11 protein-coding genes and 2 pseudogenes are annotated in these 15,191 nt (G+C 58.3%); 11 read left to right on the top strand and 2 right to left on the bottom strand.

The features are described from left to right. Positions 1 to 177 precede the first annotated feature (177 nt). The 11 genes and pseudogenes from KSAC_RS15340 to KSAC_RS15290 form a co-directional block, all read left to right on the top strand. On the top strand, positions 178 to 453 hold the full coding sequence (locus tag KSAC_RS15340; protein WP_132306615.1) for a hypothetical protein: 276 nt from the start codon (positions 178 to 180) through the stop codon (positions 451 to 453). Beyond that, complete coding sequence (mobF, locus tag KSAC_RS15335; RefSeq protein WP_132306613.1) at positions 450 to 3,635, top strand: MobF family relaxase; 3,186 nt, start codon at positions 450 to 452, stop codon at positions 3,633 to 3,635. Before KSAC_RS15340 ends, mobF begins: the two co-directional genes overlap by 4 nt. A 42-nt stretch (positions 3,636 to 3,677) precedes the next feature. After that, positions 3,678 to 3,998: a hypothetical protein gene (locus KSAC_RS15330; protein ID WP_132306611.1), complete on the top strand. Its 321-nt coding sequence runs from the start codon at positions 3,678 to 3,680 to the stop codon at positions 3,996 to 3,998. 388 nt (positions 3,999 to 4,386) lie between these two features. Further along, complete coding sequence (locus tag KSAC_RS15325) at positions 4,387 to 5,604, top strand: HNH endonuclease (protein WP_132306609.1); 1,218 nt, start codon at positions 4,387 to 4,389, stop codon at positions 5,602 to 5,604. 207 nt (positions 5,605 to 5,811) lie between these two features. Next, positions 5,812 to 6,324, top strand: a complete 513-nt coding sequence (locus KSAC_RS15320) for a hypothetical protein (RefSeq protein ID WP_165927367.1) — start codon at positions 5,812 to 5,814, stop codon at positions 6,322 to 6,324. 242 nt (positions 6,325 to 6,566) lie between these two features. Continuing rightward, complete coding sequence (locus KSAC_RS15315) at positions 6,567 to 7,478, top strand: tyrosine-type recombinase/integrase (protein WP_053323831.1); 912 nt, start codon at positions 6,567 to 6,569, stop codon at positions 7,476 to 7,478. A gap of 19 nt (positions 7,479 to 7,497) precedes the next feature. Then, positions 7,498 to 8,433: pseudogene (locus tag KSAC_RS15310) on the top strand (IS91 family transposase); the annotation flags it as partial. Between the two features lie 60 nt (positions 8,434 to 8,493). Continuing rightward, positions 8,494 to 8,982 carry an IS66-like element accessory protein TnpA gene (gene tnpA / locus KSAC_RS15305; protein ID WP_061276868.1) on the top strand — a complete coding sequence of 163 codons (489 nt, stop codon included), beginning with the start codon at positions 8,494 to 8,496 and terminating at the stop codon, positions 8,980 to 8,982. Continuing rightward, positions 8,979 to 9,326, top strand: coding sequence for an IS66 family insertion sequence element accessory protein TnpB (tnpB, locus tag KSAC_RS15300; RefSeq protein ID WP_019092242.1), 348 nt, complete (start codon positions 8,979 to 8,981; stop codon positions 9,324 to 9,326). The genes tnpA and tnpB overlap by 4 nt, the downstream gene beginning before the upstream one ends. 65 nt (positions 9,327 to 9,391) lie before the next feature. Next, on the top strand, positions 9,392 to 10,960 hold the full coding sequence (tnpC, locus tag KSAC_RS15295; RefSeq protein WP_075594768.1) for an IS66 family transposase: 1,569 nt from the start codon (positions 9,392 to 9,394) through the stop codon (positions 10,958 to 10,960). Positions 10,961 to 10,976: 16 nt separating this feature from the next. Beyond that, positions 10,977 to 11,252: pseudogene (locus KSAC_RS15290) on the top strand (transposase); the annotation flags it as partial. A 583-nt stretch (positions 11,253 to 11,835) separates the two neighbouring features. On the opposite strand, the gene KSAC_RS15285 reads toward KSAC_RS15290, so the two are convergent. Continuing rightward, a complete protein-coding gene (locus KSAC_RS15285; protein ID WP_132306605.1) occupies positions 11,836 to 14,220 on the bottom strand; it encodes a hypothetical protein in 2,385 nt (794 codons plus the stop codon). 341 nt (positions 14,221 to 14,561) lie between these two features. Then, complete coding sequence (locus tag KSAC_RS15280) at positions 14,562 to 15,161, bottom strand: hypothetical protein (RefSeq protein ID WP_132306603.1); 600 nt, start codon at positions 15,159 to 15,161, stop codon at positions 14,562 to 14,564. Positions 15,162 to 15,191 lie beyond the last annotated feature (30 nt).

The following is a 15,191-nucleotide window of genomic DNA, read 5'->3' as shown; positions in this document are numbered from 1 at the left end:
GCCGTGGCCCGATGGTGGGTTGCGAATGCGTCCTCTCACCGTGGCTCTCAGAGCGTTCCAGACATCGCCACAGACCGTCCGCGCCTGCCTTCTCATGGAAGGGAGGCGGTCATCCGGAACAGCACCCACAAACGCCGGGGCGATAGTGGCTCCCATTTACAAGGGAGTGGATTGAACATGGCGGACCCCAGTAACCCGCAGCCTGTTGTTGACCCGGCATTGGTCCGGATGCTTCTGCAGATCAGCACCCAGACGGAAAGCACGGAGCAGGGGGTGAAGGAGATCCTTCGGCTGGTGAGCCCTTCCGAAGAGGACGATACCAACAGGGTGAGTGAAGCCCTTGAAGCACTGGCCACCGCTGTCGTTACCCAGACAGAAGTGCTGCGCAGTGTTCAGGCGACCCTTGAGACCCTCGTGTCGCCTGCGCCGGTAACCGCGGGCGATGCACCATGATTACCTATCGCAAGCTCGCGGCAGACGGCGCCGGCAGGCTGATCGTCGCCTACCTGCGTGAACACATGCCCGAGCCCGAGACGGATGTGCGGACCGACCGTGATCCGACCCGTGACGTGGAGAGCGGTGGTCGCCTGAACAGCTACTATACGGGGCGTGATGGGCACGGCGCCTGGGGGGCAGGTCTCGGCGGACGGATTGCGGACGCGCTGGGAATAGACGTGACGGCTCCGCCAAGCGATGAAGCGCTGGCCCGCCTGTTCGAGTGCAAGCGCGCATCTGATGGCAAGGAATGGCCCGGCGCGCATGCGAACCGCACGATATCAGGCGTGGATTTCACCGCATCGCCCGACAAGTCGGTGACACTGGCCGCCGAGTTTGCCGCCACGAAGGCCGAACAGGCCCTGATCTGGCATGCCATCCAGCAGGCCAATGACCGGGCCATGGCATTCATCGGCAAGGAGATCGGGGTCGCACGCCGGGGTAAGGGCGGCGAAGGCTGGACCGAGGAAGGGGAGGTCGCCTGGGTCTCTTTTCGGCATTATGCTGCCCGACCGGCGATGCACATTCAGGATGGTGCGGGCGGTGCCACGGCGTCCGTGGAGATTCCGATCCCGGGTGATCCGCAGGCGCATATTCATAATCCGGTCTTCAATGCCGTTGCGACGGAAAGCGGGCATCTGGGTTCCCTTGATACCGCCCGGATCACGAAGACCACGTCCCATCTGTTTGGGGCCTACTTTCAGGCGGAGCTGGCGCAGCAGCTTCGCGGGCTTGGCGTCAGGGTCCGGCCTGACGAGCGGGGCAAGGCCATTGTCATCGAAAGCATTCCGAGATCCGTCTGTGACGCCTTCTCGAAACGGAGCCATCAGGCCGAAACGCAGGCAAAGGCATTCGTGAAGCGACAGGGTGGTGACTGGAACACCATGTCGGCCGAACAGAAGTTCAGGGTGCTGCATCAGGCGAACCTTGCCTATCGCTCGAAGAAATATACCGGCACCAATGACCGGGAAATCTGGCGCGAGCAGGCCGAGGAACTCGGGTGGCACCACAGCACGGTCCTGACCGACGACGTTTCCCGGGAATTGCCTGACCCGGAGCGTTACGAAAAGGCTTACGGGATTGCGTCCCGCCTCATCGCCGAAGAGTTCAGGACGGCGGCTGTACTCGATCGCGATGTGTTTCGCATGCACGCGGCGCATGCATTGATCGCAACCGGCATCAAGGGGCGGCAGGATGTCGATCATGTGGCCGACATGATTGAGAGGCGGGGCATTGAAGTCGACGGTGAACGGGTCGGGTTCGTCATCCGTGAACAGGACCGGAAAGTGCGGATTGCAACATCGAGGCAGGTTGCGATCGAGACGGAAATGGGTGATCTGGCGGGCCTTGCGTCCCGGACGCAGGAGGGCGCCCTGTCTGATGAGGCGATCACCCGCGCCATTGCCGGGTCGGGACTGGATTTTGACCGCGATCCCGATCATGGCCGTGCCCAGCTTGCGGCCATCTATGCGTTGGGGCGGGCAGGCGGCCTTGGCTTCCTGACGGGCGTTGCGGGATCAGGCAAGACCACGCTTCTCAGGCCGCTGGTCTCGGCATGGAAGGAGGACGGCCGGAACCTGATCGGGGCGGCCATCGCATGGCGGCAGGCGGATGCGCTCAAGGATGCCGGCATTGCCCGGACGCTCGCTCTCACTCCACTTCTTGATGGCATCGCGAAGGGCACGCTGGCGGTCGACCGGGATACTGTTCTGGTGCTGGACGAGGTAAGTCAGATCGCCCCGCGCCAGCTCCTTGAAATCCTGCGGCTGCAGAAGGAAGTCGGCTTTTCGGTCCGCCTTCTGGGAGACCGCCAGCAGGCGCAGGCGATTGAGGCAGGCGACAGCGTCGAGATTCTGGAACGTGTGCTGCCACCCGAGGCACGGCCGGAACTCCTCAGCACCATCCGTCAGAAATCGGCCCGTGCCCGCGAAATTGCCGGGCTGTTCCGAAGCCCCGGCAGGCAGCTTGATCTCAGCGAGGTGGAGCAGAAAGCGAAGGACACCGCGCGCGCCCGGGAGGCGATCGACATGAAGCGCCGCGACGGCACGTTCAGTCTTGTTGGTGGCGACCACGCCCAGGTCGTGGCCGAACTGGCCGATTTCTATCTCAGGCGGCGGGACATGCTGCGCGCCAGTGGCGCGAAGCGTGGCATAACCATGTCAGCGCCGACGAATGAGGATGTTCTTGCTCTTAGTCTGGCCGTGCGCGAACGGCTGCGCGCCCGTAACGAGATCGGGCACGAGGAAATCATTCGCGCGGCCATCGACCAGCGCGGGGAAACCTATGACCTGCCCATCTCGAAGGGCGACCGTGTCAGGCTGTTCTCACGGATCCAGTGTCAGGTGGCACGGGCTGATGGAAGGGGGTGGCGCTGGCGCGACCTTGGTTCCAATGGCGATTTCGTGGAGGTGGAGGGTTGGAATGATAAAGGCATTGTCCTGAGGAACACCCGCGGCGTGACCGGCATGGTACCGTGGGAGCGTCTGGCGGACAGGGCAACCGGGCGTATCAGGCTGGGTCCGGGCCATGCGATGACGATTGATTCCGCGCAGGGCATCACATCTGACGAGCATATCAACGCCATGCCGCGCGGCAGCTCGTCCGTCACCGGGTTTACCGCCTATGTGGCCGAGAGCCGGCACGTTCATACGTGCTGGACCCGGGTGGCGGAAGCGCCGGTACGGGAGGCGGAATCATTTTCCCGTCCGCTGGGGGACGCGACACCCGTGACGCTGGAGGACCTGTTGGATCGGATTGCCGGCGACATGGGGCGGCACGAGTACAAGGACCTGGCGATCGACCTTGAACAGGTTCGGCTCCGGTATGAAAAGAACACAACGCGGTGGATCCGCCAGAGCCATGTCAATGAGGCGGCCCGGCAGCAGGGAAAGACACCGGGGGCAGGGTTCAGGTCCCGTATGGCGGCTCGGGAAGTTACTGCGGTGCCGCAGGAAAAATGGGACGATATCGACCGCACGTTAAGGCGTATGGCGTTTCAGACGCAGGACGTGGCCGAGAAACTGGAACGTGTTGTCGACGAAAAGCGGCGTCAGCAGGCGCAGGCGGCCAGACAGCGTCAGGAAGAGGAGGTGCGTGAACGCGATCGGCGTCCGACGCGGACGGCAGGGCGTGATATGTAGCTACTGGTATCCGTTGAGTTCATCGCACGAAAAGGAAAAGATATGATTTTGGGACCCGAAGCCGTAACCGCGTTTGTTGATGTGTTAAAACCGCTGGTGCTGGCCGAGCGTCAGGCAGAGACTATCGAGACCCACGAAGCCTATCTACGATTTAGAGAGGGGCAGAAGCCCCTGAATGACAGCGTTCTGGGGACCGTCCGGGCTATGGTCGCACAAATCCCGGATGTCGATCTGGATGATATGCGGGAACTCTATGGTGTCCTGCTGGATCATCCAGATCTGGTTGCCACTGTTTCAGATCGCGCTGTTACCAGTGCGATCCTGAATGAAGCGTGGGTTAGGCTGAATGGTTGGACAAAATGACGGCAACGGGGGGGGCAGAAGGTCCGCTTGATGACGATAAAGAGCAAAAGCGGTCAGATTGAAAGTCAGGGTATTCAATTAAAATAGCCTAGCACTACAGTTGCACTTTGTGTTCCAGTCTAGAAAGACGAAGAATTTACAGTTTTTCTCAACGTAGACCGCCTGACATTCGAGCCTTCTGGAAAGCATGGAAGCCATGAACAATTACGGAACGAAACAAACTGCAACTGTAGTGCTAGGTCACGTTGACAAAAGACCTATCGGTCTGCGGCAAGAGGGGAACTCATGGCGTTGATTTTGGGATGCGCTGTCTGAATGATATGCCCCGATTTCACAGCAGTTAGCGACAGACATATAATACTTCTTAGAGCGAAGAACTGGACTGCCCATGAAACCTGTTTGCGCCATCTGTGGTAAAGAAATTACAGCTTCTGACAATTCAGAAGAGCATATCATCCCCGCATCACTCGGTGGACGTCGCACAGTCAGCGACTTTCTTCATGGTCACTGTAACAACGAAGCCGGTGCGACTTGGGACGGTGAACTGGCAAAACAGCTTCAGCCCCTGATCCTGAACTTCGGCGTAAAACGTCAGGGTGGTCAAGCACTCAAAATGAAGGTTGCAACCACCGCCGGTGAAGAGTTTCTTCTCGGCCCAGGTGGCTCGTTAGAAATGTTAAAACCAATCATCGAGAAAGCAGATCCTGCGATAGGAAACACCTACAAGATTCAGGTAGGATCGAGAGCAGATGGTCGCAAGGTATTAAACGGTTTAAAGAGAAAGCATCCAGAGATTGATATTGAAGCGTCGTTGGCTTGTATCAGAGTGGAAGAAACATACCTAAAAGCTCCCATTCAGTTAAATCTGCAGTTCGGCGGAGAAGAATCCGGACGGTCTCTCGTGAAAAGTACACTTGCTCTCGCATACGACGCAGGTCTGCCTGTCGATTTGTGTCAGGATGCCGTGGGATATTTACGTGGCTCTAAAGCACCGTGCTTCGGTTACTACTACATAGGAGATCTCATCGTCGAACGGCCGACAGGTGTCCCATTACACTGCATTGCCATTGAAGCCAGACCAGACACTGGTTTGATTCTCGGTTACGCGGAATATTTCGGCATTAATCGTGCCGTTGTTTGTTTGGGACACGGATATCAAGGAGAGCCTGTTCGAAAGGTGTATGCCATAGATCCACGTACAGGCATGCAGTTAGATCTGGCTGTTGATCTTCCTTTCAATGAAGAAGCTATCAAAGCAATCTACGACTATCAGATGGATAATGATGCAGGCAGAAAGGCAGCATATGATGCTGTATGGCCTGCCATATTAGAGGCACGGCGAAACGCAGAATGGGAGCGTGTAGCTAGAGAAGGCTTCAAGTATGCATGGGATAACTGCGGAGCAAAACCTGACGCCATCCTTACGATCATAGATAAGGTTAATATCGTAAGACTATTCTCTACGAAAATATTTCCATTTTTGACGCAAGTCTGGGGACTTGACGCTCATACAGCTCTAACAAGAGCAGTAATCGTCGGCTTGGAGGTTCTAAATTTGGCCGAATCTCAAAGTGCGAAAGTTAAAACTCGGAACCCGTTAGTGTGAGCGGAAAATAGGTGCCTTTTGATCATGGCATATGCCGCTTGCGCAGCATCCTGCGGATCGCTTTGGGAAGGGAAGCGGAAGATCTGTTGTTAAAATATGGAATATCATATTCGGGTATCATAAGATTTTTTTAAATTTCCTTTCATTGGACAGACGGAACAGTCTTAAATGAGATTACATCTATATCGCGGATATCTTGTGTCTATTATGGCGATTTTTCTTGTTGCAATGTGTTGCTCTTGTATCCCACCACAATTAGGAAATAGGTGGTATGAGCTTGCTCGGCACATAATGATATGGGCCTTTTCGATCACAGGTATACTGGCTTTCTTACTTGCACCTTACCCAATAAGCAAACAAAAGTTATCCAAAATGGAACTTTTTCACTTTACAAATAGACGTAATAAATATGGGATGATGTCTGGCGATATAGCTTCTCTAAATATAAGTCGCGCTTGTTATACGAATATTGGGAATATATTAATTGGGAAATGTCTATTCATGTTTAATGGGAATCCTCGTGGAATTTATAAATTAATTAACTTGTTAGGTAAATACAATAATTTAGACGAGGCTGTTGTTATTGTGAGTGGGAAAAATATTCAGGGTCAATGTTATGGACGACTACTCGATAATTCAATACTAGTGCCTTTTAAATACAATGGGCCAGCGGTTTGGAATGAAACTAAAAGCGCTTCAGTTTCTGTTTCCAGAAGCTGAAGCCATACGATGTCAGCTATTGGGCACAACGAATTATGCTAGAAGGGCCGACAAGAAGGCGACTGCTGCCTGTCTGGTTCCATATTACTGAGCAGACAGGCAGTTCAGGGGGGGAGAACGAACCCGCTGCGCGGGATTGGTGCGATGTGAAGGTCTGTCACCACGGCGTGAGCGATCTGTTTTATTTGGAACTGCCCTGATCGGGCCAAGCACTCTGGCTTCTTCCCACCAGAAGGAGCCGGATGATGACAGAGTCCCTGTGCATTGCTGCAATCAGTCCCCTTCGCCAGCGCCTGCTTGATGACATGGCGGTGCGGCGGTTCTCCCGGGAGACGCAGCGCAATTACCTTCGCGATGTCGGCCGTTTCGCCACGTTTCTGGGCCGCTCACCCCACACGGCAACAGTCGAGGATGTGCGCCAGTTCCAGATTGCACAGAACGCGGCTGGCATGCCGACACCGACCATGAATGCCATCGTGTCGGCGCTGCGGTTTTTCTTCACCCAGACGCTCGACCGCCCCGACCTTGCACGCAGGCTGGTCCGGGTGGCGCAGCCCCGCAACCTGCCCGTCGTGCTGAGCCGCGATGAAGTTGCCCGGTTGCTCAACGCGACCGTGTGCCTCAAGCATCAGGCGGCCCTGTCGGTCGCCTATGGGGCAGGCCTGCGGGTGGCCGAGGTCGCCGCTCTCAAGATCAGTGATATCGACAGCGAGCGTATGCTGCTCAGGGTCGAACGGGGCAAAGGGGGACGATATCGCAACGCCATGCTTCCTGCAGACCTTCTGCCCCTGCTGCGGGAGTGGTGGAAGGCCGGACGCCAGCAGGGCGTGATGCATTCCGGTGGCTGGCTTTTTCCCGGGCAGGACACCATGAGGCCCATCAGCACACGGCAACTCCATCGTGTGGTTGTCGATGCCGCGCGGGCTGCTTCGATCACCAGACGTGTGGGGCCTCATACCCTGCGGCACAGCTTTGCCACGCACCTGCTTGAGGATGGTGTTGATGTCCGCGTAATCCAGGTTCTGCTAGGTCATTCCCGTCTGGAGACCACGGCCCTTTATACAAAAGTTGCGACACGGACCGTGCGGGCCGTCATCAGTCCGCTCGACAGACTGGGCATGCTGGCGACAACGCAGGCGAGGCCCGACGGCTGATCCCCGGGCGGGGGCGGTCATGTCCGCCTCCCTCGAACTGGGGGACATCTTCCGGGCTGCCGGCCCTGCCTGGCGGTCAGCCCATGCCGGCCGTCTCCCCCTGCAGCAGCTCAAGGTCATGTCGGCGATCGAACACTGTCGTACGGCGGCCCTTGGTGGTCATGTCGCGGCCTGCGGGGACTGTGGACACTGGCGGATCGCCTATAACAGCTGTCGCAATCGTCATTGTCCGCGCTGTCAGGGGAACGCCGCGCGGACATGGCTGGCCGAGCGGGAGGCCGATCTGCTGCCGGTCGGGTATTTCCATGTCGTCTTCACCCTGCCGGCGCGGATCGCCGACATCGCGCTCCAGAACAAGGCCGTTCTCTACGCCCTGCTGTTCCAGGCCGCCTCGGAGACGATGATGACGATCGCCGCCGATCCCCGGCATATGGGTGCCCGCATCGGCATTACCGCCGTGCTGCACAGCTGGGGTTCGGCGCTGACCCACCATCCCCATGTGCACATGATCGTGCCGGGTGGCGGTCTCTCGCCCGATGGCCAGCGCTGGATCTCGTCACGCCCTGCCTTCCTGCTGCCTGTTCGCGTGCTGGGCAAACTGTTCCGCCGCCTGTTCCTGACCCGGCTGCGCGCACTTTTCGATGCCGACCGGCTGGTCTTTCGGGGGCAGCTTGCCCCTCTGGCAGACCGCCGTGCCTTTATGCGGTATCTGGCTCCTGTGCGCAGCACGCGCTGGGTCGTCTACGCCAAACCGCCTTTTGCCGGTCCTAAAGCAGTGCTGGCCTACCTGTCGCGCTATACCCACCGTGTCGCCATCTCGAACCGCCGCCTCCTGGCGTTCAACGAAAACGGTGTGACGTTCCGCTACAAGGACTACCGGCGGGACACGGCCCACCAGCAGCAGGTCATGACACTCGCCACGGATGAGTTCATCCGCCGCTTCATGCTGCATGTCCGTAAGCTCCCGGCGACTGACGCCTTGCTGAATACTTCTGGCCTGGTTCAGCTATGAAGCATGAACGATTTAAGAGATAGGGACGCGGTACTACCTGCGAGTGTCGCAGGTAGTACCGCAGAGAGGCTCCAAAGGAGCGGTAGAGAGACCGATGAGCGGGACAGGCTGGCGGACGCCTCGCGGATCGAGATCGTTTCGGATCGCCGCCGCTGGCACGCCCCTGAATTTCGCGCGCGAGTGGTCATCGCGTCCTACGAGAGCCGACGCCCCATAAGGGAGGTGGCTGCACAGTATGGGATCCATCCCAGTCTGGTGTTTCGCTGGCGGCGAGAGGCTCGGGCCAAAGCGCAGGCCAAAGGCGGGACATCGTTCATACCTGTCATGGTAGCCCCGGCCCCCGAGCCGCAGCCATCGGAGCGTCGGAGAGAACAGGGAACGCTGTCCGGCCAAGCCGTCAGCCTGGTCTTTCCGGACGGTGTGCGGCTGGAGTTCGACGCAGGGCTGTCCGCTGATCGTCTGCGTGAGATTGTGGGCGCACTACGATCATGATCCCGCTTCCTTCCACGCTGAGGATATGGCTGGCGGCCGGTGTAACCGATATGCGCCTGGGGATGCCCGGGCTGGCGTTGAAGGTCCAGGAAGCACTGGGTCGTGACCCTTTCGCGGGTGACGTCTATGCCTTCAGGGGCCGACGCGGCGACCTGGTGAAACTGATCTGGCACGATGGGATCGGCCTTTCCTTATATGCGAAGCGGATCGAGCGCGGGCATTTCTTGTGGCCTTCGGCAAAGGACGGAGCGATCCATCTCTCCCCGTCACAATTGACTTGTCTGCTGGAGGGTGTGGACTGGCGCAATCCGCAGAAAACATGGAGACCTGAACTGGCGGGATAATAAAAACCGCGCCAGGTCAGCATATACTGGTACCCTTTTGAGCGCCCATGTGATCAACTGCCTTCATGACGGGAGACACGGACGACATCATCGCCTTGCGCGCGGCACTTGCCGCTGCCGAGGCGCGTGCCGAGGTCGCGGAAGCCCGTGCGGCCAGCGCCGAAGCGCAGATTGCCCATCTCAAACATCTTATCGCGCGGATGCGCCAGGACCGTTTCGGCGCCTCGTCGGAGCGGGGGCGCCGCCTGCTGGCCCAGCTCGAACTCGAATTGGAAGAGCTGGAGACGACACTCGCCGAGGACGCGCCCGAAAATGCGGCGGATCCCGCCGTCCGTGCGACAGCACCCAGGAGCAACCGGGGGCGCCAGCCCCTGCGTGCCGATCTGCCGCGCGAGCGGGTCGTCATCCCCGCACCGACACAGTGTCCGTGCTGTGGCAGCGATCGTCTGAGCAAACTGGGGGAGAGCGTCACCGAGACGCTGGAGGTGATCCCGCGCCAGTTCAAGGTCATACAGACGGTGCGGGAGAAGTTCACCTGCCGGGACTGCGAGAGCATCACCCAGCCACCCGCCCCCTTCCATCCGATCGCGCGCGGACGCGCCGGCCCATGGCTGCTGTCGACCATCCTGTGCGACAAGTTCCTGCAGCATCTGCCGCTGAACCGCCAGAGCGATGCCTTTGCCCGCGAAGGGATCGATCTCGACACATCAACGCTGGCCGACTGGGTGGGAGCCTGCACCGCGACGCTGGCCCCCCTGACTACGCTGATCCGGGCGCATGTGCTGGCGGCACAACGCCTGCACGCGGACGACACCACCGTGCCGGTTCTGGCGAAAGGCCGGACAGTCACCGGACGATTGTGGAATTATGTGCGTGATGATGGTCCATTTGGTGGGCCAGCACCGCCAGCCGTCTGGTTCCGGTATTCCCGGGACCGCAAGGGCGAACATCCCACGGACCATCTCACCGGCTGGACCGGCATTCTGCAGTCAGACGCCTATGCGGGTTATAATACTCTGGCGAAACCGGGACGCCAACCCGCGCCGGTTGTCTCCGCCGGATGCTGGGCGCATGGACGCAGGGGACTGTTCAAAATCGCCGAGAGGGACAAGGCGCCCCTCGCCATAGAGGCAGTAGGCAGGATCGACGCCATATTCCAAGCCGAGCGCACCATCAACGGTACGCCCCCAGAACATCGGCTGGCAGTCCGTCAAACAGACATAGCCCCTCTGGTCGACGATCTGTTCGACTGGATGCGGGAGTGTTGCCGGCGCATGTCGACAAAAAATCCCGTTGCCCACGCCATGAACTATTTTCTCAGACGTGCCGATACATTCACACGATTCCTCACTGACGGCCGGATCTGCCTCTCAAACAATGCAGCAGAACGCGCCCTGCGCGGCATCGCCCTGGGCAGGAAAGCCTGGTTGTTCGCCGGGTCCGATCGTGGCGGAGAGCGCGCCGCCGCCATGTATTCCCTGATCGTCACCGCGCGCCTGAACGATGTCGATCCCCATGCATGGCTCGCTGATGTCCTGGCACGGATCAATGACATCCCCAATCCACGCCTCCATGAACTCCTGCCCTGGCACTGGAAAGCCCACCAGCAGGTCCACAATACCATCGCCGCCTGAATACGCCCGCGTCTCCCGCCGGATGCTTACGCATGTCCTGCCACGGGGATTTCATCGCATCCGCCATTATGGCCTGCTGGCCAGTTCCAGCCGCAAGGCCAGCCTCGCCCGGGTGCGGGAACTGCTCAAGGTCATATCCACACCAGCGCCAGAAGTCCCGGAAGCCGAACCGGCCACGCCACCGCCGTGCCCATGCTGTGGTGGTCCGATGGTCGTCATCCAGATCCTTCCCCGATGGTGCCAGCCCCGAGGGCCACCACGGGCGACTGATCCGACCGGGGGATCACCATGACAGCCCGCAGAGATTACAGCATGACCGATCCCGATGTCGGAGTGGTTCCGCCCCGGCAAACCGTATCTCCTGTACGCATCACTGGAAAACCCGGGAAAATCGCTGCCTACACTGCCAGTTCTGTCATCGCGTCATGCAGATCCGGTCACAAAAACCCGTTCCAGTTCCACAAACGCACCTGTATGCTCTGGCTCAGCCTCTCCCCCGGGTAGCGCCAGTTGCAAATTCCCCATAACTGAGTCCCGGTGTCGCGGGTTCGGTCTTCCCAGACTTTCGTACGCCTCGCGGCGCCCGAAACCCTTCAGGGAAACAGAAGGTCGGCTGATAGAGAGGTGACCAGAAAGCTGACATTTACATGAATAACACTTGGGGCGGCTGCCAGCCTATAGCGGACGGTTGGGCACGGCGCAGTGTTTCTTCCAGGACCGACACGAAGGACGGAGAGCAGTCGTTCGTGGCGGTAGGAACGAATGGCCGGTACCTGTCTGTCAGCCGCAACTCTGCACGCCATGGTTCTCGATTAGCGACTGGACATTCTATCAGCTCTGGGCGCTATTCGTCTGCTGATTTCACAAGAGCGCATTCATTCGCCAACGATGTTTGGTTGCGCCGCCCGCTTTGCCTCCCTCTTTTCACGGAGTTCGGCGTGGTAGGACTTGAGGCCGAGATGGATCGATTGTGTGGCCTCCGCGAACGCCATAAGACTGTCGCGGTGCTCGAAAGCCGCAAACTTCGCGTGTTTGCCGCCCAGCTCTTTCCAGGTGTGATCTATGTTAATGCGGCAAAAGGCCTCGTGTCCGGTGAGCAGGATGACCGGGTTGTGCATCTGGCCATTCGCGGTGGGGCGCCGGCACCACCTGACAAACGGCTCGATCAGCTTCAGTTCCGCGTCAACGAAGTGATTTCTCAGGACCGAGATCACAATGGTGCTGCCCTCGATCTTCCTCGCGATCGTGCGAAGCTTAGCGATGTCTTTCTGGGTGATGAGCGGACCCGCGCCGAATGATTTGGCTTCGCAGATGATGAGTTCAGGATCGCTCTGCAGTCCATGACTTTCGGGCGAACGCAGGGCCACAAAATCGGCTTCTGCCTCGACACCGTCGAAGCTTAGCGAGAGCGCTGTCGAATAGACCATTGGACTATGACCCACGTTCAAATTGCTGATCGCCCTAAGCGCGAGCAACGCGCCATAGGAGCCGCGCGCGTAATCTGGAACCGCGAACGGGCCGACGACACGAAACGACCAGTTGCCGTTGTTCTTCTGAAGACTGGATTGGGGGAACGGATATGAGCGCTGACACCGCTCGCAGGTCACATCATAGTCGACCGCCGTCAGCGTGTGCCAGTTGAGGTTTGCGCAGTTCGGGCATCGCGACTGGAGGCCCAGACGGATGATGTTGCGCGAGGTGAAGTCGTTGAGGCTTAACACGCCAAGATCCTGCTGCTTACGCCGCTCGACCAGCGCATGCCACTCCCGGACAGGCTTTGAGCGACGGTCGAACAGCTCTTCCGTTTCGTCATCGCCGACGCCTTTCCGTCGTATGCCACCAGCCATAGTATTCAGAGTCTCAAGGGTTCGGGCATCGGCCAGCAACCGCATACCCCGAAGGCCGTCGATATGACCCAGAATCTGCTTGGCGATGTGTCCCGGCTCCGACAGGCGCGCCTCAATGCCGAACCGCTTTAACGCTGAAATCACTGCGCTCTCCGGTGACGGGATAGTCAGCCGCGCGTTAATATCCTTGTATTGGAGGCCGATCGACCAGCCCTCTCGACCGATCAGGACAGACTCACCAAAGCCCTGGATCATTGTGGAATACGGGTCGAAGGTATTGAACGGCAACGTCGTGCCCAGATGGTCGCCATGGAAATGAGAAGGCTGGACCGTATTGATCCAGCGCAGCTTGCCGAAACCGCATTTATAGGCGAACTCAGGCGCGAGCGTTTCGAAGGTTGCGGCACGTGACATTTCGTCGACCGACAGCGTGATGTACTTTTCCGCCGACTTTAGGGCCAATGGAACTTCGTCTCGCGAATGTTGCTGCTTCGTCGGCGCACGCCAGACTGGCGTGCGCCAAAGTTTGAAAATCGCGGCTTCCTTTGGAAGATCGCCGACGATTTCCTTGGTCAATTCGTTTGCGCGATCCTCGGAAATGGATCGGGCGAATTCGATGATGCTGTCGTGCATCAGGCCGTGCAGATTCCCCTTAATGGGCCGATGTTCAAGTTTCAGGAGAGCCCTGATATCGGGCAACAGGTCCGCCCACCAGTCGACTGGAACGGGAAGCACGGATCGCTGCTCAGAGCGCACGTTCCAGATATCGATGCAATCGAGCGTACTCGCAGGATCGAAGACGAACAGCGTCAGGACATCGTTCCATTCCGCTTCCGCTTCGATCTTATAGCGCGTGAAACGCAGTGGGGTGAGATGGCCCATCCTGAATGCGCTTCGCCATGCATCCGGCGACGCTGGAATTTCTTTGGGTTTGAAGATCGTCTGGTAGTTCGCTTGGAAATATTCGAGCAGCTTGTCACCCGGATAACAACCGAAAACAGCCTCGGTTACGAGTGATTTGCTATCAGGCTTCACAAGGCTAGCAGGCCGCGGCTGCTTGGTCTCGAATTGGAGCTCCTTGGTATAGATGTCGCGCATGGCGTCGAAAATGGTCAGGCCGAACGACGGTTCAGCCCAATCCCGATTGTGCTGCTTCGCCATTAGGCCGCTGAGTGGGAGCACCCGCGTGCCGATCACATGTTTGCGTCGAAACCCCTCTAGACCGGCCGCCTCCAACAACCCTTCTTCCGCCTCGACATAGGCGTCGGGTTCAAAATAGCGGATATATCCTCGCGTTATGTCTCTCGTGTTGGCCTTTAGGCCGTGGTGGTTGCGCCAAGCTGATGGAAGGCTTTTCATGACCGGAATGATCGGGTTGTAAGCTCCCCCCCAGAAGCATACGGAGAAGCGCATAAATTTCCGGATCGAGCGGAGATCGTTTGGGCGCGTCAGAAGAGCGATCCGGACGGGCCGCAGCTTCAGAGTTGCGGAAAGGTCATGCATCGCTGGCATGGCGTCGAGAGGGGACGGCGAAGTAGTGTCTCATCATCACTACAACCTAGTTGAGCGCAGCCTTCATGTTCAATGACTAATGACACGTTGTCGCTGTTCGATTGTATTCGACAATCCATCGAAATCTGGGGCGATATATACAAAGTCCGATTTTAAGCTGGTCAGCGTCGTTTCTCCAAGAGCCATGTCCGTTATCAGGATGGTGGTAAAAGCGCCCAATGTCTGGGACGAGGCGATTTCAGTCAGGAAGCTTCAATCCCCACACTACGATAGCGGGCAAAAACATCCATATAATCCCAGTCGGAAGGCATTTTTGAATTCAGCCCGGCTGCGTTGAGCCGAGCATTTTCTTCGTGAGTAAGAAGACCCAAATGGTGCCACTTGATCAGGAGCGCACGAAGACCATCGCGGGTGAGATCGGCGCGCGGCTGAAAAAACATATTGACCATAACGGCAACAGGAACGGCATGATCGACGATCAACTTGGCTGCCTTGTCGCGCGCAGCATATTTGAGTCGATATTCATCGGGAGCACTCCGGGCGTGGGCCATGATCGCCATGGCTTTTACTGCGATCCGAATGTGATCGAGATAACTATCGGCGAGCGTGTTCAAGCGGTCGGTCATATATCCATTTTCGCCAGACGAACGCATCAATGCAATGGTAGCGCAGAAAGCCTGAGTAACCGGTATCTGCTTAATGGATTTGACGTCATATACCTGACAGGAGAGCGATAGCATCCAGTTTGTTTTGTCTGCTGCAGGCGGACTGTTGCTGACCTGCGCGTTCTGTAAAGCGAGCGGCAGCCGAAGGGCCCTGTAACCACCATCCTGCGTAGCCACTGCGGGTTACGACATGCACGCAGGTCGACG

It is taken from the genome of Komagataeibacter saccharivorans (assembly GCF_004348195.1).
Classification (GTDB): domain Bacteria; phylum Pseudomonadota; class Alphaproteobacteria; order Acetobacterales; family Acetobacteraceae; genus Komagataeibacter; species Komagataeibacter saccharivorans.
The sequence above is the reverse complement of the archived record's forward strand: the minus strand, read 5'-3'. Positions and strand labels throughout refer to the sequence as shown.

What these genes read in the sequence shown, in the direction of transcription:
- KSAC_RS15340 (WP_132306615.1), top strand. Translation starts at nt 178, where the DNA reads ATGGCGGACCCCAGTAACCCGCAGCCTGTTGTTGACCCGGCATTGGTC.
- KSAC_RS15320 (WP_165927367.1), top strand. Translation starts at nt 5,812, where the DNA reads ATGGCGATTTTTCTTGTTGCAATGTGTTGCTCTTGTATCCCACCACAA.
- KSAC_RS15285 (WP_132306605.1), bottom strand. Translation starts at nt 14,220, where the DNA reads ATGCGCTTCTCCGTATGCTTCTGGGGGGGAGCTTACAACCCGATCATT.
- KSAC_RS15330 (WP_132306611.1), top strand. Translation starts at nt 3,678, where the DNA reads ATGATTTTGGGACCCGAAGCCGTAACCGCGTTTGTTGATGTGTTAAAA.
- mobF (WP_132306613.1), top strand. Translation starts at nt 450, where the DNA reads ATGATTACCTATCGCAAGCTCGCGGCAGACGGCGCCGGCAGGCTGATC.
- KSAC_RS15315 (WP_053323831.1), top strand. Translation starts at nt 6,567, where the DNA reads ATGATGACAGAGTCCCTGTGCATTGCTGCAATCAGTCCCCTTCGCCAG.
- tnpA (WP_061276868.1), top strand. Translation starts at nt 8,494, where the DNA reads ATGAACGATTTAAGAGATAGGGACGCGGTACTACCTGCGAGTGTCGCA.
- tnpB (WP_019092242.1), top strand. Translation starts at nt 8,979, where the DNA reads ATGATCCCGCTTCCTTCCACGCTGAGGATATGGCTGGCGGCCGGTGTA.
- tnpC (WP_075594768.1), top strand. Translation starts at nt 9,392, where the DNA reads ATGACGGGAGACACGGACGACATCATCGCCTTGCGCGCGGCACTTGCC.
- KSAC_RS15325 (WP_132306609.1), top strand. Translation starts at nt 4,387, where the DNA reads ATGAAACCTGTTTGCGCCATCTGTGGTAAAGAAATTACAGCTTCTGAC.